We start from the raw sequence: 22,382 nt of genomic DNA, 5'->3' as shown, positions 1-22,382 counted from the left end.
TGACGGGCTGGCCCTTTCGCGGGCAAGCCCCCCCTACAGGCGCTCCTCATCTTCCGAGGGCAAATCCTCATCCAGATGCAACCAGGGCAACCGGCTGCCCACCCAGATATGCCGGTTGGCTCGTACCCGCTCAGGGTGATCCAGCGTGGCCACCGTCACATCGATCGTCTGCGGGCTATGCGTGGTCACCAGCGCCACATGCGCCCCACACTGCCCACAGAAGTAGCGGCTGCAACTGGCAGGCGCCACATAGCAGTTCGGCTCGCCCGTCAACCACTGGAACCCAGAACGGGGCAGGGTAAGCCAGGTGACCACCAGTCCACCGCTGACCCGCCTGCAGATCGAACAATGACAGTGGGCAATGTCCGTCAGGTTGCCCTCCAGTCGATAACGCAGGGCTCCACAATGGCAGCCACCTTCGGTTACATCCTGCATCACCTACCTCTCGTCACCTTTGCTTCAGCGAAAGCTGGCTGAAAGCTTGCCCTTTTAGGATAGCGCCCACTACCGGCACAAGACCGGTCAGCCAGGGCACCCGGTCAATACCGCGCCCGGCCCAATCAACAACAACAATGGTGATTCTGATGTATTCCTGTGCCCGCCTTTTCGTAGTCCCCCTCCGCATGCTCCCCGCACAGCGCCCTACGCGCTGATACGCCCGAATCGACTGTTCTTTCGCCGCGCCACGCCTGGAGTATTGCCATGCTGACCTTCCTCGGCTTTGCCATGGTCATCACGTTCATGTACCTGATCATGACCAAGCGCCTTTCGGCCTTGATCGCGCTGATTCTGGTACCGATCCTGTTCGCCCTGTTCGGTGGTTTTTCCGCCAAGATCGGCCCCATGATGCTAGAGGGCATCAGCAAGCTCGCACCTACCGGCGTGATGCTGATGTTCGCCATCCTCTATTTCGCCCTGATGATCGATTCCGGCCTGTTCGACCCGGCCGTTCGCAAGATCCTCAAGCTGGTCAAGGGCGATCCGCTGAAAGTCTCGGTCGGTACCGCTGTACTGGCCCTGGTGGTCTCGCTCGACGGTGACGGAGCCACCACCTACATGATCTGCTGCGCCGCCATGCTGCCGATGTACAGCCGCCTGGGCATGAGCCCGCGGATCATGGCCGGCCTGATCATCCTCGCCGGCGGCGTGATGAACATGACCCCCTGGGGTGGGCCGACCGCGCGTGCTGCCAGCGCCCTGCACGTAGACCCGTCAGACATCTTCGTGCCGATGATCCCGGCCATGCTGTTCGGTGTGTTGGCGATCCTGGCCATTGCCTACATGTATGGCAAGCGTGAGCGTGCCCGCCTGGGCGAACTGCATCTGCCTACCGACGACATCGACCACAGCGAAATCACCGTCTCGCAGTACCCGGACGCACGCCGGCCCAAGCTGCTGTACTTCAACGGTGCCCTGACCGCCGCCCTGATGGTCGCGCTGATCGCCGGCCTGCTGCCGCTGCCAGTGCTGTTCATGATTGCCTTCAGTATCGCCATGATCGTCAACTACCCGTGCCTGCAACAGCAGAAGGACCGCATCGCCGCCCACGCCGGCAGCGTACTGGCCGTGACCGGGCTGATCTTCGCCGCCGGCATCTTCACCGGCATCCTGTCCGGCACCGGCATGGTCGACGCCATGTCCAAGAGCCTGCTGGCGGTCATCCCCGAGGCACTGGGCCCATACTTGGCCGTAATCACTGCGATCGTGAGCATGCCGTTCACCTTCTTCATGTCCAACGACGCGTTCTACTACGGCGTACTGCCGGTGCTGGCCGAGGCCGCCAGCCACTATGGCATCACCCCGGTGGAAATGGCCCGTGCGTCGATCGTCGGGCAGCCGGTACACCTGCTCAGCCCGCTGGTACCCTCCACCTACCTGCTGGTGGCCCTGGCCGGTATCGAGTTCGGCGATCATCAGCGCTTCACGCTCAAGTGGGCAGTGCTGGTATGCCTGTGCATAATGCTCGGCGCACTGCTGATGGGGATTTTCCCGCTGTTCAGTAGTCTTTAATACATCCGTATCACGTACGCGACGCGCCCTGACCGGGGCGCGTTGCCATTACCGCTCGAAGGAAAATACATGGAATGGCTGACCAGCCCGGAAATCTGGGTTGCCTTTTTCACCCTTACCGCGCTTGAGATCGTCCTCGGTATCGACAACATCATCATGATCTCGATTCTGGTCAGCCGCATGCCCAAGCACATGCAGCCACGCACCCGGATCTTCGGCCTGGCCCTGGCCATGGTCACCCGTATCATGCTGCTGCTGTCGATTACCTGGGTGATGCGCCTTACCGCAGACCTGTTCGTGGTCTTTGGCCAAGGCATCTCCGGGCGTGACCTGATCCTGTTCTTCGGTGGCCTGTTCCTGCTATGGAAGAGCTCGCAAGAGATCTACCACGGCCTGGAAGGCGAGGACGAGAACGCAGAGGAGCCCAAAGGCGCAGGTGGCAAGTTCTTCTACACCATCATCCAGATCGCCATCATCGACATCGTGTTCTCGCTGGACTCGGTGATCACCGCTGTGGGCATGGTTTCCCACGTACCGGTGATGATCGCCGCCATCGTCGTGGCCGTGCTGGTGATGATGCTGTGCGCCGGCGCCATCAGCAATTTCATCGACAAGCACCCGTCGCTGAAGATGCTCGCGCTGTCGTTCCTGATCGTGGTCGGTACTGTACTGATCGCTGAAGCGTTCGATGTGCATGTGCCGAAGGGCTATGTCTACTTCGCCATGGCCTTCTCGCTGGGGGTGGAAGCCATCAACATACGCATGCGCACCGCCATGGCCCGCAAGGAAGGCAAAGATCATGAACCGGTGAAACTGCGCAAGGACATTCCGGGTCAATAAGGCCAAGGAAGTGCTGCACAACAAGGGCCCTTCGCAGGGCCCTTTTTCATGCCTTTTTTCTGTGCGTTTTTTCCTGCGCGTTGTCACTGTGGAGGCTTGCCCGCGAAGCGGCCCCGCCAGGCCGTCATTCGTTTCAAGATCTGTTTCAAATAAATGACTGCCATGCGAAGCTGGCGACAGCTTGGCAAAACAGCTAAAGCTTTGAGTGAGCACCGAAAATTCTTCAAACGCTCACGTTTCTTTTCTTGGCCCGATGGGCCTATGCAACAGGGGGCCTTCGCCATGCTGACCCTGCTCAACCTGCTCTCGGCCGTGACGCTTCTGGTCTGGGGTACCCACATTGTGCGTACCGGCATCCTTCGGGTATTCGGTTCGAACCTGCGACGCATCATCAGCCAGAACATGGACAAGCGCCCGCTGGCATTCATCGCCGGTATTCTGGTCACAGCCATGGTTCAAAGCAGTAACGCCACGGCCATGCTGGTCACCTCTTTCGTCGGCCAAGGCCTGATGGCCATGACCCCGGCCTTGGCGATCATGCTGGGTGCCGACGTGGGTACCGCACTGATGGCCCGGGTACTGACCTTCGACCTGTCCTGGCTGTCGCCGCTGCTGATCTTCCTTGGCGTGATCTTCTTCCTTTCGCGCAAGCAGACACGGGCCGGCCAACTGGGCCGAGTAGGCATCGGGCTTGGCCTGATCATCCTGGCACTTGAGCTTATCGTGCAGGCAGCCGCGCCGATCACCCATGCCCAGGGCGTGAAAGTGCTGTTTGCCTCACTGACCGGCGACATCATGCTCGACGCTCTGGTCGGGGCAATGTTCGCCATGATTTCCTATTCCAGTCTGGCCGCCGTTCTGCTCACAGCGACACTGGCCGGCGCCGAACTGATCAGCTTGCCGGTAGCCATCGGGCTGGTGGTCGGCGCCAACATCGGCAGCGGGCTGCTGGCCTTCATCAGTACCAGCATGCAGAACGCCGCCGGGCGTCGGGTGGCCTTGGGCAGCCTGCTGTACAAGCTGATCGGCCTGGTGCTGATCATCCCTGTGCTGCACCCGCTGGTGGCATGGATGGACTCGCTGAGTTTCAGCCCGCAGGAGCTGGTCATCGGCTTTCACCTGCTCTACAACACGCTGCGCTGTCTGATCATGCTGCCCACAGTCAAACCGATGGGTCGGCTGTGCAACGTCCTGCTGCCTGAACGGGAAAACGGCAATGGTCAGGTCCGCCCCCGTCACCTTGATGCCTCGGCCCTGGAAACGCCCAGCCTGGCGCTGGCCAACGCCGCCCGCGAAACGCTGCGCCTGGGGGATATCGTCGACAGCCTGCTCGAAGCGATGCTTGGAGCCCTGCGTGGCACCCAGACCGCCTTGCCACAGCAAGTTCGCGCCTTGGGCGAAGACGCCGAAGCCCTGTACAGCGCAATCAAGCTGTACCTGGCGCAGATGTCACGGGAAGACCTCAGCGAACAGGACAACCGCCGCTGGGCCGAAATCATCGAGCTGGCAATTAACCTCAAACTCGCCTGTGACCTGATCGAACGCATGCTGCGCAAGGTCCAGCAGCAGAAAACCAGCCAGCGTCGGGAATTTTCCCAGGTAGGCCTGGAAGAGCTGACCGGCCTGCAGGAGCAATTGCTGGCCAATCTGCGCCTGGGCCTGTCGGTGTTCCTCAGTGCCGACCCGGAAAGCGCCCGCTTGCTGCTGCGGGAAAAACGCCGGTTCCGTGCCCAGGAACGGCGCCTCGCACACGCCCATGTCAGCCGCCTGCAGCGCAAGGTCGTGCAAAGTATCGAGACCAGTTCGCTACACTTGGAGCTGATCGCCGACATGAAGCGGTTGAACTCTTTGTTCTGTAGCAGTGCCTATGTGGTACTGGGCGGCTCGGACACCGGAGGGCTGATGCTCGACAGTGTGCCCGATGAAGCCCGCCAGCCGTGATTTCTCCTAGCTGAGGACCCTCGCTCGCCCATGCGTTGCCTGATGTTCGTTTGCCTGCTGATCTGCAGCCTGCCCTCGTTCGCCCTCGACCGCTCGCGGGTTGAAGGCTACCTGTTGCCTAATGGTCTGCAGGTCATCCTGAAAAACGGCTACGAACGGGACCATGTGGCGATTCGTCTAGTGGTCGGCGTGGGCCTGGATGATTTCGACTGCGAGCAGAAAGAGCTGCCACACCTGCTTGAGCACCTGTTGTTCAGTGGCATCGACGAAACAGGCGAAGGCGGGCTGGAAGAGCGCCTGCAAGCGCTCGGCGGCGAGTGGAACGCCTATACCAGCAGTGCCGACACCACCTTTGTCATCGAGGCCCCGGCGCGCAACCAGCGCAAGGTCCTCGACCTGCTGTTGGCAGTCATCCGCGATACCACCATCGACGCCAAGGCCTTGACCACCGCCAAGCGCATCATAGAGCGCGAGGATGGCGGCCACTATGGCCACCTGCAGCGCTGGCTCGACCGCCAGGATATCGGCCATCCGGCCAACGACCAGCTGGCCACCGAGCTGGGTCTGAAATGCCCGGAGCGCTCCAACCTCGACGACATGACCTTGGAGCAAGTTCAGGCGTTGCGTGACCGCTGGTACGCGGCCAACAACATGACCCTGATCATGGTCGGTGGCCTCGATCGCCTGCTTCCGGCCTATCTGGAGCGGTCGTTCGGCGAACTGCCCGCCACTGAACCCGAAGAGCGCCGCAACCTTGAAAGCATCAGCCAACAGGCCGAACAGCGTCGCAACCTGACCCGCGGCTGGCTGGGTGATAGTGTCAAATTGCACTGGCTGTTCATCGAGCCGGTGCTGGACAACGACCATCAAGCCACCCTCGACCTGCTTTCGCGCTACCTGGACTGGGCGCTGTACGACCAGCTGCGTCTGCGCAACGGGCTGTCCTACGGCCCCTCCGTGCAACGTGAAAGCTTTGGCGACACCGGCCTGCTCAGCCTCAATGCAGACCTTGAGCGCGATGACATCGACAAGGCTGTCAAGGTGATGCAGGCCCTGTTCGACCACCTGCGTAAGGAAGGCCTGGACCCGGACACCTTCGCCCGCATCAAGGAAGCCAGCATCGCCAAGGAAAGCTGGAGCACCCAAGGCAACAGCGCCTTGGCCGACTACTACTGGGGGGCGCTGAACGACTATACCGACGGGCGCTTTGCCAGCCCGGTGCGCAAGCTGCGCCAGGTCAGCCTGGAACAGGCCAACGAGGCACTGAAGGATCTACTCAAGGAAGATGGCTATGTGCGCGTCGAAAAGCCGTTGCTAGGCTATGACGAGCTTTACGGGCTGATGGCCTTGCTTGTGGGGCTGTGCCTGGCGGCGGGGCTGTTGCGCTGGCGGCGGCATGGGCCTGAACGGCCCAGTGGTGCTACACGGCAGCGGTAAATCGGCGGTATCCTTTTGCCAGTACCGACCCTTTCGCAGGCTTGCCCGCGAAGAGGCTGGCACAGCCACCTCACTTTTCTGTTGTAGCCCCCAATGCCCCAAATCCCCCATATCGTCCAGCGCGTCATCGAACTCCTCAAGCGCTACCCCGGCATCATTGCGCTCGGCGGTTTCCTCTCCGGTATCGGCAGCTTCATCCTGGTCGACCGCCAGGCTGGCCTGGCCAGCTGGGTCGCCGTGCTCATGCTGGTCAGCTGGGTCTGGCTGATGCTGGAGAACACCCTCACCGGGCTGTTCGCGCGCACGTTCAACCGCGAGATCCCTCAGCCGCTGCTGCGCTATGCAACGCAGATGATCCACCAGGAAACGCTGTTCTTCGTGCTGCCGTTCTTTTTCATCACCACCACCTGGAACAGCGGTCAGCTGGTGTTCACCGGCTTGCTCGGCGCCGCCGGCCTGGTTTCGATCACCGACCCGCTGTACTACAAGTGGCTGGCACCACGGCGCTGGCTATTCCTGGCGCTGCATACCCTGACGTTGTTTGCCGCTCTGCTGACCGCGCTACCGATCATCCTGCACCTGACCACCGCACAAAGCTTCAAGCTGGCCCTGATCGCAGCCATGGCCCTGTCATTCCCCAGCCTGGCCAGCAGCTTCCCGATCAACAACTGGCGCCGCGCCGTGGCTCTGGTGCTGGTTACCCTGTCGGTCGGTGCCGGTGGCTGGCTGCTGCGCTCCTGGGTACCGCCGGCAACCCTGTGGATGACCGAGGTGGCGGTGAGTACCGAAGTCATGAACCGCCAACCGGGCGACTCGCTGGACGAAATTGCCGCCAGCCGCATTCGCAGCAGTGGCCTGTATGCCTACACCGCCATCAACGCGCCACGCGGCCTGAACGAGCGGATCTACCACGTGTGGCAGAAGGACGGCCAAGAGGTCGACCGCATTGCCCTGGACATCCACGGCGGGCGCAAGGAAGGCTATCGGGCCTGGACCCACAAGCAGAACTTCCCACCCAACCCGGTAGGCAAGTGGCAGGTGAGGGTGCTGACCGAGGATGGGCAAGTGATTGGCGTGCTGCGCTTCAAGGTGGTCAATGATGCACCCGCGGGTAGTTGACCCCCTGCCTTGCGCATGAGCAGCCTTGTGCTGCGAAAGGGCCGGTACAGCACACCACTTCCGTGGGCACTTACGAGCTCTTCGCAGCACAAGCCTGCGCCAAGGCACTGCTACCAAGCGCACACACAGCACATAATCACCAAACAGCCCATGCCCCCTGCGCTATGATCAGCCCCTAAGCCTTAGCGCCGAGTCAATTGCATGGAGCCTATGACCACCCCTAGCGCCACCCTGGACACCAGCTGCCAACCGGCCTGCCTGCGTATTACCGGTGACTGGACCCTGGCACACTACGCCAACCTCAAGCGCGAGAGCGAGCGCCTGCGCACGCAGTGCGCTGCCAACACGATCGCCGACCTCAGCCAGCTGGGCCGCCTGGACACCGCCGGTGCTTCGCTGCTGGCCGAACTGCTAGGCTCCGAGCGCCTGTCGCGCTGCACCCACGCGCTGCCTGAAGCCAGCCAGGCGCTGCTGAAGAATGTCTACTGTTCGGTCCAGGATTACTGCATCCCGGTCAAGGAGCCCGAGCGCAATGTGCTGTTGTTGCTGCTGGAGCGCATCGGCTGCGCCGTCGGCACGCTGTGGCAGGACAGCATGCAACTGCTTGGTTTCGTTGGTGTGATTCTAGAAACCCTGCTGCGCCGCGCCTTCCAGCCACATCGCTGGCGCTTCACTCCTGTGGTGGCACACATTGAACAGACCGGCCTGGATGCCGCGCCCATCGTTGCGTTGCTGACCTTTCTGGTGGGCGCCGTAGTCGCTTTTCTCGGCGCCACGGTGCTGGCCGACTTCGGCGCGACCATTTTCACCGTCGACCTGGTTGCGTTCTCGTTCCTGCGCGAGTTCGCCGTGCTGCTGACCGCCATTCTCATGGCCGGCCGCACTGCCAGCGCGTTCACCGCGCAGATCGGCTCGATGAAGGCCAACGAAGAAATTGACGCCATCCGCACGCTGGGCCTCAACCCCATGGAACTGCTGGTGGTGCCGCGGGTACTGGCCCTGCTGATTTCGCTACCGTTGCTCACCTTTGTCGCGATGATCTGCGGCATCGTTGGCGGTGCGGTGGTATGCGCCCTGACGCTGGATATTTCGCCGGCCATGTTCCTGTCGCTGCTGCAAAGCGACATTGGCGTGCAGCACTTTCTGGTAGGCCTGGCCAAGGCACCGTTCTTCGCCTTCCTGATCGCCGCCATCGGCTGCCTGGAAGGCTTCAAGGTCAGCGGCAGCGCCGAGTCGGTGGGGGCACACACCACCTCGGCAGTGGTGCAGTCGATTTTTGTGGTCATCGTGCTGGATGCGGTGGCAGCGCTGTTCTTCATGGAGATGGGCTGGTGAGTGGCCAGGATTGCGTAATCGAAGCCCGCGGCATCTGCAACCGCTTCGGCCGCCAGGTGGTACATGAAAACCTAGACCTTGACCTGTACCGCGGCGAAATCCTCGCCGTGGTAGGCGGCTCAGGCAGCGGCAAGTCGGTGCTTCTGCGCAGCATCATTGGCCTGCGCCGGCCCAATGAAGGGCAGATCAAGGTGCTCGGCCAGGACCTGACCGGCCTGCGCGAAGAACAGCGTTCACTGGTCGAGCGGCGCTTTGGCGTGCTGTTCCAGAAGGGGGCGCTGTTCTCTTCGCTGACGGTGACCGAAAACGTGGCCTTGCCGCTGATCGAGCACGCCGGGCTGTCGCGCAATGATGCCGAGCACTTGGCCGGGGTGAAACTGGCCCTTGCCGGGTTGCCGATCTCGGCTGCCGACAAGTACCCGGCCTCGTTGTCGGGGGGCATGATCAAGCGCGCAGCGCTGGCCCGCGCCCTGGCCCTGGACCCGGACATCCTGTTCCTCGACGAACCCACGGCTGGCCTGGACCCGATCGGTGCCGCGGCATTTGACCAGTTGATCCTTACCCTGCGCGATGCTCTGGGGCTGTCGGTGTTCCTGATCACCCACGACCTCGACACCCTGTACACCATCACCGACCGCATCGCGGTGCTGTCGCAAAAGAAAGTCCTGGTGGCCGGCCCGCTGGCCGAGGTCGAGAAGACCAACGACACCTGGATCCAAGAATACTTTCACGGCCCTCGCGGGCGCGCCGCCGAACAGGCTGCCACCCGTGCCGGGCAGGAGCGCTGAGCAATGGAAACCCGAGCCCATCACGTCCTCATCGGCCTGGTCACCGTTCTGGTGGTGGCCGGGGCCATGCTGTTCGGCCTGTGGCTGGCCAAGTCCAGTGTCGACGACGCCTTCAAGGATTACGAAGTAGTGTTCAACGAAGCCGTGTCTGGCCTTTCCCGAGGCAGCACGGTGCAGTACAACGGCATCAAGGTGGGCGACGTGTCGACCCTGCGTCTGGACCCGAAAGACCCGCGCCGGGTATTGGCACGGGTGCGCCTGAGCGCCGATACCCCGGTGAAGGAAGACACCCAGGCCAAGCTGACCCTGGCCGGCGTCACCGGCAACTCATTCATCCAGCTCAGTGGCGGCACGCCGCAAAGCCCCGAGCTTAAAGGCAAGGATGGCAAGCTGCCGGTGATCATCGCTTCGCCATCGCCAATCTCGCGCCTGCTCAACGACAGCAGCGACCTGGTGACCAACATCAACATGCTGCTCCATAACGCCAACCAGATGTTCTCTGAGGACAACATAGGCCACCTCAGCAACACGCTGGCCAACCTCGACAAGACCACCGGCGCCTTTGCCGGCCAGCACGGCAGCATCGCCGAGGCCATCGAACAGCTGGTAAAGGTGGGTAATCAGGCCAGCGCCACCCTGGCCGAAACCCAGGCGCTGATGCGCAATGCCAACGGCCTGCTGGGTAGCGAAGGCAAACAGGCGATCGGTAGCGCCGAACAGGCCATGCAGTCACTGGCCCAAAGCACGGCAACCATCAATAGCCTGCTCAAGAACAACAGCGAGGCTATCGGTGACGGCGCCCAGAGCCTGAACCAGCTCGCCCCGGCCATTCGTGAACTGCGCGAAACCCTTAACGCGCTCAAAGGCATTTCCCGGCAACTGGAGGCCGACCCGAGCGGCTACCTGCTTGGCCGCGACAACAACAAGGAGTTCCAGCCATGAATCTGTCGCTGCGCCTGCTGACCCTGGCGGCCTCGATGAGCCTGGTCAGTGCCTGCTCGATCCTGCCGAAGAGCGAACCTGTGGACCTTTATCGCCTGCCGGTAAACCAGCCCAGCCGCACAGCCCCGCCGCTGGAGTGGTCATTGCGCCTGAACAAGCCGCTGGCCAGTGAAGTGTTGGCCGGGCCGCGCATTGCCGTCATTCCCCAAGGCGATGTGATAAGCAGTTACAAGGGCGCACGCTGGAGCGATGCGGCTCCGGTGCTGCTGCGCAACCGCCTGCTTGATGGATTCCAGCGTGACGGCCAGGTGCAGCGCCTGAGCGCTGACGACAGTAACCTGCAAGCCGACTACGAGCTGGCTGGCGAGCTGCAGGCGTTTCAGAGTGAGTACCGCCCGGGCGGGGCGGTGGAGGTGGTGATCCGCTACGATGCGCGTCTGGTTAAGGGGCGCGACCAGCGCATCCAGGCCAGCAAGCGCTTCGAGATTCGCCAGCCGCTTGCCGACAAGCAAGTGTCAGCGGTAGTCGCCGGCTTTGGTCAGGCCAGCGACCAGCTGGTGGGGCAGGTGGTGAGCTGGACCATTGCCCAGGCCAACCAGGCACAGCTGAAGGTTCAGGCGAAGAACCAGTAGCAGACGAAGATCGCCGCGACCACCCCTGAAAACTCGGCCAGCAGTGCGCAACCGACCGCATGGCGCACGCGCTGGATGCCCACGGCACCAAAGTACACGGCCAGTACATAGAAGGTGGTTTCGGTGCTGCCCTGAATCGTCGCCGCCACCAAGGCAGGGAAACTGTCCACGCCCTGGGTCTGCATGGTCTCGATCAGCATTGCCCGCGCTGCGCTGCCAGAGAACGGCTTGACCAGCGCGGTGGGCAAGCCCTCGACGAAGCGCGTGTCCAGGCCCATCCAGTTCACCGCATGGCGAATACCGTCCAGGGCCAGCTCCAGGGCACCAGAGGCGCGCAGCACACCCACCGCCACCAGCATCGCCACCAGGTAGGGCAGCAGGCTCTTGGCCACATCGAAGCCTTCCGTGGCGCCTTCGACAAAGGCTTCATACACCTTCACCCGTTTCAGGGCGCCCACCACCAGGAACAGCATGATCACGCCAAACAGCGTGAGGTTGCCCATGAGCGACGACAGACTGGCCAGCGCGGCGGCCGACAGGGTGCCAAGAAAAGCCATGAAGCCTCCCAGCAGCAAAGCGCCGGGGATGAAGTAGGCAAGCACCACCGGGTCCCACAGACGCAAACGCTGCATCACTGCCACCGACAGCAGACCTACCAGGGTCGAGACGCTGGTCGCTAGCAGGATTGGCAGAAACACCATGGTCGGGTCTGGTGCGCCTTGCTGCGCCCGGTACATGAAGACGGTTACCGGCAGCAGGGTCAGCGACGAGGCGTTGAGCACCAGGAACAGGATCTGCGCGTTGCTCGCGGTGGTGCTGCCAGGGTTCAGCTCCTGCAGCGCGCGCATGGCCTTCAGGCCAATCGGCGTAGCGGCGTTGTCGAGTCCCAGGCCGTTGGCGGCGAAGTTCATGGTAATCAGGCCCAGGGCCGGGTGGCCGGGCGGCACCTCCGGCATCAGGCGGGCGAACAGCGGGCCTAGCACCTTGGCCAGCCACTCGACGATACCGGCCTTCTCGGCGATCTTCAGAAAGCCCAGCCAAAGGGTCAGTGTGCCGAACAGCAGCACCATCACCTCGACCGACAGCTTGGCCATGGCGAAGATGCTTTCGACCATTGCCGCGAAGATGCCTGCGTTGCCACCCACCAGCCATTGGGCCATGGCGGACACCGCCGCCACCAGGAAAAAGCCGAGCCAAAGGCCGTTGAGCATCCGTATGTTCCCCCTGAAAAGTGCCCGAATAATAGCGTATCGCAGCCTGTGACTGGCGATCGCGAGCCTTTGTAGGCGCGGCTCAAGATCTCGCAGATAACAAAAAGCCCCGACAAGTCGGGGCTCTTGGTCAAACAGCCATCAGGCTCAGCGCTTGGCGGTTTCGCCAACCACTGCAGCTTCCTGCTTCTCGGCCAGCAGCGAGGCGTAGTACTGCTCGCCCTTGACCGCGTCGTACATGCCTTCCCAGCGAGCAATGACCAATGCAGCCAAGGCGTTGCCCACAACGTTCAGCGCAGTTCGGGCCATGTCCATGATGCGGTCCACGCCAGCGATGAAGGCCAGGCCTTCCAGCGGAATGCCCACGCTGCCCAAGGTGGCCAGCAGTACCACGAACGATACGCCCGGCACACCCGCGATACCTTTGGAAGTGACCATCAGGGTCAGTACCAGCAGCAGCTGCTGGCTCCACGACAGGTCGATACCGTACAACTGGGCAATGAAGATCGCCGCGATGCTCTGATACAGGGTCGAACCGTCGAGGTTGAACGAGTAGCCGGTCGGTACCACGAACGAGCAGATCGACTTTGGCGCACCGTACTTCTCCATCTTCTCGATCACCCGCGGCAGCACGGTTTCCGAGCTGGAGGTGGAGTAGGCCAGGATCAGCTCATCTTTCATGATGCGCATGATCTTGATCACCGAGAAGCCGAACAGGCGGGCAACCAGGCCCAATACCATGAAGGCGAAGAAGGCGATGGCGAAGTACACCAGCAGCACCAGCTTGGCCAGCGGCAGCAGCGAGCTGAAACCGAAGTTGGCCACGGTCACGGCAATCAGGGCGAACACGCCGATCGGGGCATAGTTCATGATCATGTGAGTGACCTTGAACATGGTTTCCGAAACAGCCTGGAAGGTACGAACCAGCGGGTCACGCAGCTCTGCCTGCAGGCTCGACAGACCCAGGCCGAACATCACCGAGAAGAAGATGATCGGCAGCATTTCGCCACGCATCAGCGCTGCGAAGATGTTCGACGGAATCAGGTTGAGCAGGGTTTCGATGAACGCGTGCTCATGCTGCACTTCGGCCGCTGTCGCCTGGTACTTGGAGATGTCCACCGTGCCCAGGGTGCTCATGTCGATGCCGGCACCTGGATGGAACAGGTTGGCCAGCACCAGGCCTACGACGATGGCGATCGTGGTCACCACTTCGAAGTAGATGATGGTCTTCAGGCCGATGCTGCCCAGTTTCTTCGCGTCGCCAACACCGGCGATACCCACGATCAGCGACGAAATCACGATCGGGACGACGATCATCTTGATCAGGCGGATGAAGATGTCACCAGCGGGCTGAAGGACGTTGCTGATCCACCATGCCTTTTCTGCACTGAAATGATTCAGTAGCGCGCCGATTGCAACACCCAGGACCAGACCGATGACGATCTGCCAGGCGAGGCTCAGTTTTGCCTTCTTCATGTCTTTACCCTTTGTTTTAGTGGTCATGGCACCTGGCGGAAACACGCGTAACAGCGCCATAGGCAAGGTCACGGGCAGTAAGGGTTCCGTCAGGCGACGTCATGTAAGGACACCGCAGGCGAGCGACCGGGCGCTCTGGCCAGCGAAAAAGGCGGCAACTATTGCGACGGCAAGGGGCGAAAGCTAATGCCTGAAACGCATAGCCCATGCCGTTTATGCATACTGTTTTCGACCTAGCCGGCAGCTTCGCAAGTGCTTGATTTATAACATTCGGAATCCCGAACAAGACCAAACCGCCATATTTCGGCAGATTTGGCGGGACAGGTAGTACATGAAAGATGGCCTGTTCGACAATCCGAATGGCGTAAATGCCACTTGTAGCAGCACCAAGAAGGTCGAAAAAAATTTGATGTACGGTCGAGACAAAATGTGTCCCAGGGGAAAAAACGCGCAAGGGAAGCGACGTTTCCTACATGGCTCCTCGGAAGTCAGGTCTGGCAAGGCATCCCTGTGACACCGCCGACCTGAGGCTTCCGATTCCGCCTTTCCTGACCCGGCCCATTACTGGAGGCACTCCCTGTACCCCTAGGCCACTCCGATCCTGCAACAATCAGAACAGCCCGACCCCTTGGTCATGTGCTACCCCTCCTCGGGGCGGCGCATCATAGAAGGCTGAACTATAGAAAGCTTCAGCTTCTATTACGTGACAGTGAGTGACCTTTCATCCGTGCCGGCAATAATGCTCAGTACCAGTTCGGGTCACGTTTGAGCTGCTCCTGCAGCATTGCCTTCATGCCGTCGTCAGGTTTGCCCAGCCAGCGGTACTGCGCATGACGGGTGGGCGACTTGTCGCTCGGCAAACCTTCGGGTACCTCCACGAGCATTCCGTAGGCATCATCCTTGTCCCAACTGAACGCCACGATCAGCCGCTTGTAGGTACAGTTGTCCTGTTTTTCGCACAGCGGGCCGACCAGGTATTTGTCGCCGTCTTCCGTAACGGCAGACATCTGCTCCTGGGCACTGCCGGTCAGATTGACCACCCAATCGGGCAGGCGTTCCTCGCCTTCGAGGGTGTCCTGCCAGGTTTCCCGGTACTCCGGGTCCGACCCGAGCAACTGGTCGACCCGAACTTGACCGTCATTGGCCGCCATGGCCGCCGCGCTGCCGCCCAGCAACAGGGCGGCGACCACGGCTGAACGAAGCTTCCTGCTCATCTTCAACCTCGTCCGCGTCCAAAGAAGAAGGAGGCTACAAACAATACCAGGAAGACAATGAACAGGATCTTGGCGATACCTGTAGCAGCGCCCGCGATACCACCGAAGCCCAATACGGCGGCGACAATGGCGATGATGAGGAAAGTGATAGCCCAACTCAGCATGGTAGTTCTCCTTTCTTTTTGCGGAATCGATCCGGCCGCCTGGTCAGAAAACCCAGCGTTCCTGGGGAACAACTTTTTCCACAGTGGCCGGTGAGGCAATGGCCTGGCCAGCTGGCTGCCAGTCAGCAGCCTTGACCAAGGTGTTGGCACGGGTTGCCTGAATCTGCGTCAACAGGGCAGTCTGAGCTGCCACTTGCTCAGCCAGACGCGCCGTCTGCACGCTGTAATAGAAGAGGCCAGCGGCCAAGGTCAGCAGCATCGCCATGCCGAGTGTCAGCATCTGGCGCAAAGGCAGTGCGGCGCTCTGCGAGCGGTTGACGGATTGGCGGTTCATGCTGGCTCTCCTGCTGTAATTTTTGTTCAACCTGAACAGGTAATTGCAGCCTGCATGCCAGCCTTTTGATTTAAATAAAATCCTTATAAATCAATGACTTAACGAATAAACGAATGCATCGTGAGGACGTATCCTGCACGATGGCGCCTGTACGGTCGTGCGAATTGCACGATCAGCCTTCAACCTTGGTCGCCACCTTCAGCAGGTCAGCGTCCACGCCCCGTACGCCGATGATCTGCCGGGCGATCTCCACGGCGATGGTTTTCTGCTCCGCGCTAACCACTTCGCCCGAGAGCCGCACCATGCCTGCTTCGCTGGCCACCTTCAGGTTCAGGCCATCGAGGTTGCGACTGAAGCGATAGCTGCTCTGGATCTTGTCGACGATCCAGCTGTCGCTTGGCTGCGGCCCGGTTGGCGCACCCGCCGGCGTTTCTCGCGCCTTGGCCATGGCAGCGGTATCGAGGCTGACCAGGTTGTTGACCAAGTACACGCCGTCGGTGGTACGCGCTACCACGCCCGCCAACTCCTTGGCTTCGGCACTGTCGACCTTGCCACGCAACGTCACCACACCTTCACTGCTTTGTACTTCTATCGGGGCCTTTTCGGTGGTACGGCTCCACAACAGCCGAGCACGGATCACCGCCGCCAGGGTCACATCCTCCAGGCGCTGGGCGTAGGCACGCAGCTCCAGTGGACGCTCCACCAGTTGGGTATTGACCTGCAGCAGGTTCTCCACCTGTTCGATGCCCCGGGTAGCGCGGGCCACGTCCTCGGCCAGCTGCCGCTCGACCTCGTTCTCCACCTCACCGGAAAGCCGCGCCTGCTTGCCGTCCACTTCAACCTTGATACGAAATGAATCAAGCATGCGGTTCAGTGATAAAGCGGTTTGCAGGGCGCCTTCCAGGCGCGCGTCCTGCACAGGGTCGGCGAATGCCGGGGTAACCATGGGTAGCAGGGTGGCGGCCAAAACGGCGGTACGCAGGGAAAAGGGCATGGCAGTGCCTCCTTCGTGGGCAAAATCTGAAAAACATCGCAACCAATGTGCCAGCGCGTGTCTCTAAGCAAATCATTGAAGAATCACGGCTTGTAGACATCGTTCGGCCACTGGCTAGCATGCAAAGGACAGAATCCTTCAGAATTGACCATGCAACTTGCCCGATTTTTCCCACACTAAATAAAGATCTTTCCCTAAGGAGCACAGGAAATGGAATCAGCCCAGGACAACCAAGGCCGCATTCTACTGGTGGATGACGAGTCCGCGATCCTGCGCACGTTCCGCTACTGCCTGGAAGACGAGGGCTACAGCGTGGCCACGGCCAACAGCGCCGCTCAGGCAGAAACCCTACTGCAGCGCCAGGTGTTCGACCTATGCTTCCTCGATTTGCGCCTGGGTGAAGACAACGGCCTCGACGTGCTGGCACAGATGCGTATCCAGGCCCCGTGGATGCGGGTGGTGATCGTCACCGCGCACTCAGCGATCGACACCGCAGTGGATGCCATCCAGGCCGGCGCTGCCGACTACCTGGTCAAGCCGTGCAGCCCCGACCAGTTGCGCCTGGCCACTGCCAAGCAACTGGAGGTGCGCCAGCTTTCTGCGCGCCTGGAAGCCCTGGAAGGTGAAGTACGCAAACCCAAGGACGGCCTCGATTCCCATAGCCCGGCCATGATGGCGGTGCTGGAAACCGCCCGCCAAGTCGCCATCACGGACGCCAACATCCTCATCCTTGGCGAATCTGGTACCGGCAAGGGCGAACTGGCACGGGCCATCCATGGCTGGAGCAAGCGTGCACGCAAAGCCTGCGTGACCATCAACTGCCCGTCGCTCAACGCCGAGCTGATGGAAAGCGAGCTATTCGGCCACACCCGCGGCGCCTTCACCGGCGCCAGCGAAAGCACCCTGGGGCGGGTCAGCCAGGCTGACGGGGGCACATTGTTCCTCGACGAGATCGGCGATTTCCCGCTGACCTTGCAGCCCAAACTGCTGCGTTTCATCCAGGACAAGGAATATGAACGCGTCGGCGACCCGGTTACCCGGCGTGCCGATGTACGCATCCTGGCTGCCACCAACCTCAACCTTGAAGAGATGGTGCGCGAAAGCCGCTTTCGCGAAGACCTGCTGTACCGCTTGAACGTGATTACCCTGCACCTGCCCCCGCTGCGCGAGCGCAGTGAAGACATCCTCATCCTGGCCGACCGCTTCCTTGCCCGCTTCGTCAAGGAATACTCCCGCCCCGCCCGCGGTTTCAGTGACGAGGCGCGCACCGCCCTGCTCAACTACCGCTGGCCTGGCAACATTCGCGAACTGCGCAACGTAGTGGAACGGGCCAGCATCATCTGCCCGCAGGAAAGAGTGGAAATCAGCCACCTGGGCATGGGTGAACAACCCGCCGGCAATGCCCCGCGCGTAGGTGCCGCGCTCAGCCTGGATGAGCTGGAGCGTGCCCATATCGGTGCCGTACTGGCCGCCAGCGATACCCTTGATCAAGCCGCCAAGACCTTGGGCATCGATGCTTCTACCCTGTACCGCAAGCGCAAGCAGTACAACCTATGAAATGGCCGCCCATGAAGCTGCGGACGCGGCTTTTCCTCAGCATATCGACGCTCGTCACGGTGGCGTTGCTGGGGCTGCTGCTGGGTCTGGTCAGCATGCTGCAGATGGCTACAGTGCAACAGCAACTGGTGCGCGATACCACCCATGTCCTGGAAGTGGGGCTGAAGTTGCGCCAGAACCTGGGCGAACAGCTGATGCTGATTCTCGATGAAGACACCGCCCCGGAAAGCCTGCGGCTGCTGCAGGAAAACTTCCAGGACCTGCTCAACCAAGGGCTGGAGCAAGGCGGTGAGCGCACCGGTTTCAGCAAGGCCAGCAGCAACTACCAGGCCTTCCTCCAGACCTATCGCGACAGCGCCACACCCGCTCGCAGCATGGGTGCCGATCAGCCGCTTGGGGCCGCGTTCAATCAGGTGCGCACCGACCTGATCGATTCCCACAAGCAGGCATTGGACCTGATTACCCGTAGCGAGGAGCGCACCCGTGACCGCGCCTTGCTGGTCAGTGGTGTACTCGGCCTGATGGGGTTGGTGGTGTTGGTACTGGGGTTTATCACCGCGCACAACATCGCCAGGCGTTTCGGCCAGCCGATCGAAGCCTTGGCCAAGGCGGCCGACCAGCTAGGCAAGGGCAATTTCGACGTTACGTTGCCGGTTACCCAGGCCGCCGAGCTTAACCAGCTGACCCGCCGTTTTGGTCTGATGGCCGATGCCTTGCGCAAGCACCAGGCCACCAACGTTGACGAGCTGCTGGCCGGCCAGCAGCGTTTACAGGCCGTACTCGACAGCATTGACGACGGCCTGCTGATCATCGACCGCCAGGGCCGCCTCGAGCACCTCAACCCGGTAGCGCAGCGCCAGCTGGGCTGGAACGATAGCCGCGTGGGCAGCAGCTTGGTCGAAGCCCTGCAGCGACCCGAGCTTGAGCAACAACTGCGCCAGGTTCTGCGCGGGGGCAGCCTCGACCGCCCACCGGACGACCTGAACATGGAGGTCGATGACGAATCACGTCTGCTCACCTACAGCCTGACCCCGGTCAGCCACCCGCAGGGGCCAATCCTCGGCGCAGTGATGGTGCTGCACGATGTGACCGAGCAAAGGGCCTTCGAGCGAGTGCGCAGCGAATTCGTGCTGCGCGCCTCCCACGAACTGCGCACCCCGGTGACCGGCATGCACATGGCCTTCGGCCTGCTGCGCGAGCGGGTCAAGTTCCCGCCTGAAGCCCGCGAGAACGACCTGCTGGAAACCATCGGCGAAGAAATGCAGCGTCTGACCCAACTGATCAACGACCTGCTCAACTTCTCCCGTTATCAGAGCGGTTTGCAAAAGCTCGAGCTGGCCCCCTGTGCCATCGACGACCTGCTGGAGCATGCGCAATTGCGCTTTGCCGAACACGCTGCGCACAAGCAGATCGAGTTGATCAAGGAACTGGACCCGCCGCTACCGCGCATCCAGGCCGACGTCGCCCAGTTGGATCGAGTGCTGGACAACCTGCTGCACAACGCCATCCGCCATACCGCCAACGGTGGGCGCATTCGCCTGCATGCCCGACGGCATGCGGAACGGGTGATCATCAGCGTCGAGGACAATGGAGAGGGCATTTCCTATGGGCAGCAAGCGCGCATCTTCGAGCCTTTCGTGCAGGTAGGTCGCAAGAAAGGCGGTGCTGGGCTGGGGCTCGCGCTGTGCAAGGAGATTGTGCAGCTGCACGGAGGGCGTATGGGCGTGTTTTCCCGGCCGGGGCAGGGGACACAGTTCTACATGGCGTTGCCGGTCTGATTGCTTAAACGCGCCTACACCCGCCGCGGCAGGTGCCCGCGAGTCACCAACTCGGCAAACTGCCGGGCGTTCAGCGGGCGGGCGAACAACCAGCCCTGGCCATAATTGACCCCCTCGCTGTTCAGCAGCACTGCCTGGTCCTCGAACTCGATACCTTCGGCAATTACCCGCAAGTGCAAGTCATGGGCCATGCGGATGATATGCGGGGCCACGCCGCTACTGGCGGCATCGTGGCCCAGAGCGTCGATGAATGCCTTGTCGATCTTCAGGCAGTCCACTGGCAGGGTTTGCAGGTAGGCCAGGCTGCAATAACCGGTACCAAAGTCGTCGATCAGCACCTGGTGCCCCACGGCGCGTAGCGCCTGCAGATTGTCACGGGCGACCACCACGTCGATCAGGCCGCGCTCGGTCACCTCGAAGGCAATCTGGCTGGGCGCCACTCGATGCAAAGCCAACAAACGCGCCGCCACCCGGCCAATACGTGGCACCATCACATCGCAGGCCGCCAGGTTTATCGATATGTATAGCTTGGGGTGCGAGCGCAATAGCTGGCCAAGCTGTTCAAGCACACGCTGCAGGACAAAGTCGGTGATCTGGCGAATCTGCCCGGTATTCTCCGCCAGCGGAATGAACAGGTCCGGGCTGGTCAGGGTGCCGTCCGGGCGGCGCCAGCGCACCAAGGCCTCGGCGCCCACACAGCGCCGGCTGTCGAGCTCGATGATGGGTTGGTAGAGCACCTGCAGCTCTCCTCGACGCAAGGCATTCTGCAACTCTGAGCTCATCGACCGCCGTTGCAGAATCAACTGCAGTACCAACCAACCGATGCAGCAGGCCGCCAGCACGCTGCCGGGGAACAGCAACCAGAGCATGCCGTTCATCCTCAGCGGCAGACTGGCCCTCGGGGCAATCAGCACCAACTGGTAATCCGGCGACTTGGTCGGCATTCGGTAGATCAGCCGATCACTGAGTTCCAGCAGCGACTTGTGGCTGGTCGACCAGGCCGAGGGCGGAGGCCATACCTGTGGCGGGCCAAGCACCGGAATGGCCCGGGCGCCGTTATCCAGCACCACGACCAGGCTGCCGCCCGGGGGCAGGTCCACCACATCGGTCAAATGCCCACGGGAGGTGGACACCAGAAACTTGCCCCGGCCCAGCATCAGTGCTGCCAGGTTCTCGTTCGGCTCGGTGGTTGTGTTAAGCCAGTAGCTGTACGTCGGCCCCTGGATATCTGGCGCCCGCAAGGGAACGAACGCTCGCTCATCACCGCGGTTGGAGCAGGCAACATTGTCATCTACATAAGCCGCTTCATAGATGAACCGCGAGCTCAGGCCAACCTGTTGCAGGGCTGCCAGCATCGCCGGGCTGCAGCCGCGCAAGGGTTGGGCCTGCAGCAGGTCGACCCCTTCGCGCAACTGGCCGAACACCTGTTCGAGCCGGTCCAGAAAACGCTCGCCCTGGGCATTCATCTGTTCGCTTTCGCTTTGCTTCATTTGTTGCAGGGCAATGCCAATGCTGGCAGAGAGCAACACCGCGGCGCTGGCCAGCGCTGCCAAAGTGGCCAGCATCCAGGGGCGGTAAAAAATTTGGCGCAGCAAGGCAATGAAGGCTGACATCGAAGGCATCCAGTTGATAACCAAGGTATAGCAACGGAATCAATAATCACCCTCACCGTTTGGCGCTTCGCTGCAATCCACCCACGCTCTTTGTAGAGGCAGCCTTGTGGCTGCGATGAGAACGTTAATAAACCGCGTCGACCAAACCCGCCTCTTCGTAGCGCAAGGCTGCTGCAACAAGTACCTCGCCCGCCACGACTCAACGCATGCGGTTAAGTACCTGCAGCATCGCTGCTGTCTGTGCATCCGGCATGCCGTCGAAGCGCTGCGGGCGGAAGCGCATCTGGAAGGCGGCAATCACATGACGTGTGGCGACATCCAGCACGCCGGTCTGCTCGATCTGATAGCCAAACCGTGCCAGCTCCTGCTGGTACCAGCCAACGCTTGGCGGGTTGACGCTGAAGTAGGCTTGCTGCCGTGCCACGGCGTTAGCATCCGGCCAGATACCCAGCCCGGCATCGGCCAGGCGCTTCCACGGGAACAATGGCCCCGGGTCCAGCTTGCGCAGCGGGGCGATGTCACTGTGGCCGATGATATGGCGTGGTTCGATGTTGTTGCGTTTGACAATGTCCTTGAGCAGCGCGATCAGCGACTGGATCTGCGCCTCGCTGTAAGGGTGCCAGACCCGGCCGTTCGGGGTGTCGGTAAAGCCCGGGTTGACGATCTCGATACCAATGGACGAGGAGTTCAGCCAGGTGCGCCCCTGCCACTGGCTATCACCGGCATGCCAGGCACGACGGTTTTCATCCACCAGCTGATACACCGTTGCCGGGCCATCGCCGATCAGGTAATGGCTGCTGACTTCACCCTGGGTAAGCAGCGCCAGGGAGCGCTCCAGCGAAGCATTGGTGTAATGCAGGACAACGAACTGGATGCGGTTGTCCTGATTGGCCGAAGGGTGACTGCGGTCGATGCGCAGGCCCGTCGAGCAACCGGCGACAGACAACAGCAAAAAGGAAATCAGGGTTTTTTTAAGCGTGGAAAGCACGTCAGTGGC

Annotated in this window: 20 protein-coding genes; 11 read left to right on the top strand and 9 right to left on the bottom strand. The window is 61.5% G+C overall.

The window, feature by feature from the left end:
- Positions 1–33: 33 nt before the first annotated feature.
- Positions 34–435, bottom strand: a complete 402-nt coding sequence (locus tag I8746_RS23960; protein ID WP_011953166.1) for a GFA family protein — start codon at positions 433–435, stop codon at positions 34–36.
- Between the two features lie 267 nt (positions 436–702).
- Here I8746_RS23960 and I8746_RS23955 point away from each other — a divergent pair, with 267 nt between their 5' ends.
- From I8746_RS23955 to I8746_RS23915, 9 genes are all read left to right on the top strand, one after another.
- Positions 703–2,010, top strand: coding sequence for a CitMHS family transporter (locus tag I8746_RS23955; RefSeq protein ID WP_010951541.1), 1,308 nt, complete (start codon positions 703–705; stop codon positions 2,008–2,010).
- A 69-nt stretch (positions 2,011–2,079) separates the two neighbouring features.
- Positions 2,080–2,850 carry a TerC family protein gene (locus tag I8746_RS23950; RefSeq protein WP_003252940.1) on the top strand — a complete coding sequence of 257 codons (771 nt, stop codon included), beginning with the start codon at positions 2,080–2,082 and terminating at the stop codon, positions 2,848–2,850.
- A 282-nt stretch (positions 2,851–3,132) separates the two neighbouring features.
- Positions 3,133–4,791 carry a Na/Pi cotransporter family protein gene (locus I8746_RS23945; protein WP_011953165.1) on the top strand — a complete coding sequence of 553 codons (1,659 nt, stop codon included), beginning with the start codon at positions 3,133–3,135 and terminating at the stop codon, positions 4,789–4,791.
- 30 nt (positions 4,792–4,821) lie between these two features.
- Positions 4,822–6,228: a pitrilysin family protein gene (locus I8746_RS23940; protein WP_011953164.1), complete on the top strand. Its 1,407-nt coding sequence runs from the start codon at positions 4,822–4,824 to the stop codon at positions 6,226–6,228.
- 93 nt (positions 6,229–6,321) lie between these two features.
- Complete coding sequence (locus tag I8746_RS23935) at positions 6,322–7,347, top strand: DUF5924 family protein (protein WP_003252945.1); 1,026 nt, start codon at positions 6,322–6,324, stop codon at positions 7,345–7,347.
- Positions 7,348–7,548: 201 nt separating this feature from the next.
- Positions 7,549–8,682: an ABC transporter permease gene (locus tag I8746_RS23930; RefSeq protein ID WP_011953163.1), complete on the top strand. Its 1,134-nt coding sequence runs from the start codon at positions 7,549–7,551 to the stop codon at positions 8,680–8,682.
- The gene (locus I8746_RS23925) at positions 8,679–9,470 is read left to right on the top strand and encodes an ABC transporter ATP-binding protein (RefSeq protein ID WP_014754977.1); all 792 of its coding nucleotides are present in this window, start codon (positions 8,679–8,681) and stop codon (positions 9,468–9,470) included. Before I8746_RS23930 ends, I8746_RS23925 begins: the two co-directional genes overlap by 4 nt.
- 3 nt (positions 9,471–9,473) lie before the next feature.
- Positions 9,474–10,412, top strand: coding sequence for an MlaD family protein (locus I8746_RS23920; RefSeq protein WP_014754976.1), 939 nt, complete (start codon positions 9,474–9,476; stop codon positions 10,410–10,412).
- On the top strand, positions 10,409–11,044 hold the full coding sequence (locus tag I8746_RS23915; RefSeq protein ID WP_014754975.1) for an ABC-type transport auxiliary lipoprotein family protein: 636 nt from the start codon (positions 10,409–10,411) through the stop codon (positions 11,042–11,044). Before I8746_RS23920 ends, I8746_RS23915 begins: the two co-directional genes overlap by 4 nt.
- On the opposite strand, the gene I8746_RS23910 is transcribed toward I8746_RS23915, so the two are convergent.
- The 6 genes from I8746_RS23910 to I8746_RS23885 form a co-directional block, all read right to left on the bottom strand.
- Positions 11,026–12,255 (bottom strand): nucleoside recognition domain-containing protein, encoded by a 1,230-nt coding sequence (locus tag I8746_RS23910; RefSeq protein ID WP_014754974.1) that lies wholly within the window; start codon positions 12,253–12,255, stop codon positions 11,026–11,028. The two genes, I8746_RS23915 and I8746_RS23910, sit on opposite strands and share 19 nt — an antisense overlap.
- Positions 12,256–12,402: 147 nt before the next feature.
- Positions 12,403–13,731 carry a glutamate/aspartate:proton symporter GltP gene (gltP, locus tag I8746_RS23905; protein ID WP_011953158.1) on the bottom strand — a complete coding sequence of 443 codons (1,329 nt, stop codon included), beginning with the start codon at positions 13,729–13,731 and terminating at the stop codon, positions 12,403–12,405.
- 743 nt (positions 13,732–14,474) lie between these two features.
- On the bottom strand, positions 14,475–14,945 hold the full coding sequence (locus I8746_RS23900) for an inhibitor of vertebrate lysozyme family protein (RefSeq protein ID WP_004575249.1): 471 nt from the start codon (positions 14,943–14,945) through the stop codon (positions 14,475–14,477).
- Between the two features lie 2 nt (positions 14,946–14,947).
- A complete protein-coding gene (locus I8746_RS23895; RefSeq protein ID WP_003252966.1) occupies positions 14,948–15,109 on the bottom strand; it encodes a DUF1328 domain-containing protein in 162 nt (53 codons plus the stop codon).
- Between the two features lie 43 nt (positions 15,110–15,152).
- Positions 15,153–15,443, bottom strand: coding sequence for a hypothetical protein (locus I8746_RS23890; RefSeq protein WP_088512664.1), 291 nt, complete (start codon positions 15,441–15,443; stop codon positions 15,153–15,155).
- Positions 15,444–15,615: 172 nt separating this feature from the next.
- Positions 15,616–16,437, bottom strand: coding sequence for a BON domain-containing protein (locus I8746_RS23885; protein ID WP_017147859.1), 822 nt, complete (start codon positions 16,435–16,437; stop codon positions 15,616–15,618).
- A gap of 210 nt (positions 16,438–16,647) precedes the next feature.
- Here I8746_RS23885 and algB point away from each other — a divergent pair, with 210 nt between their 5' ends.
- Both algB and I8746_RS23875 read left to right on the top strand, forming a co-directional pair.
- Positions 16,648–17,994 (top strand): sigma-54-dependent response regulator transcription factor AlgB, encoded by a 1,347-nt coding sequence (gene algB / locus I8746_RS23880; protein ID WP_003252973.1) that lies wholly within the window; start codon positions 16,648–16,650, stop codon positions 17,992–17,994.
- The gene (locus tag I8746_RS23875) at positions 17,991–19,772 is read left to right on the top strand and encodes a KinB sensor domain-containing domain (RefSeq protein WP_011953156.1); all 1,782 of its coding nucleotides are present in this window, start codon (positions 17,991–17,993) and stop codon (positions 19,770–19,772) included. Before algB ends, I8746_RS23875 begins: the two co-directional genes overlap by 4 nt.
- A 14-nt stretch (positions 19,773–19,786) precedes the next feature.
- Here the strand turns inward: I8746_RS23875 and I8746_RS23870 are convergent, their stop codons facing one another.
- The gene (locus I8746_RS23870; RefSeq protein WP_003252978.1) at positions 19,787–21,385 is read right to left on the bottom strand and encodes an EAL domain-containing protein; all 1,599 of its coding nucleotides are present in this window, start codon (positions 21,383–21,385) and stop codon (positions 19,787–19,789) included.
- Between the two features lie 199 nt (positions 21,386–21,584).
- Complete coding sequence (locus tag I8746_RS23865) at positions 21,585–22,373, bottom strand: N-acetylmuramoyl-L-alanine amidase (RefSeq protein WP_011953154.1); 789 nt, start codon at positions 22,371–22,373, stop codon at positions 21,585–21,587.
- Between the last annotated feature and the right edge of the window lie 9 nt (positions 22,374–22,382).

It is taken from the genome of Pseudomonas sp. USTB-Z, assembly GCF_019691255.1.
Lineage (GTDB): Bacteria > Pseudomonadota > Gammaproteobacteria > Pseudomonadales > Pseudomonadaceae > Aquipseudomonas > Aquipseudomonas alloputida.
Note: the sequence above shows the minus strand (reverse complement) of the source record. Positions and strands in the feature narration are given on the sequence as shown.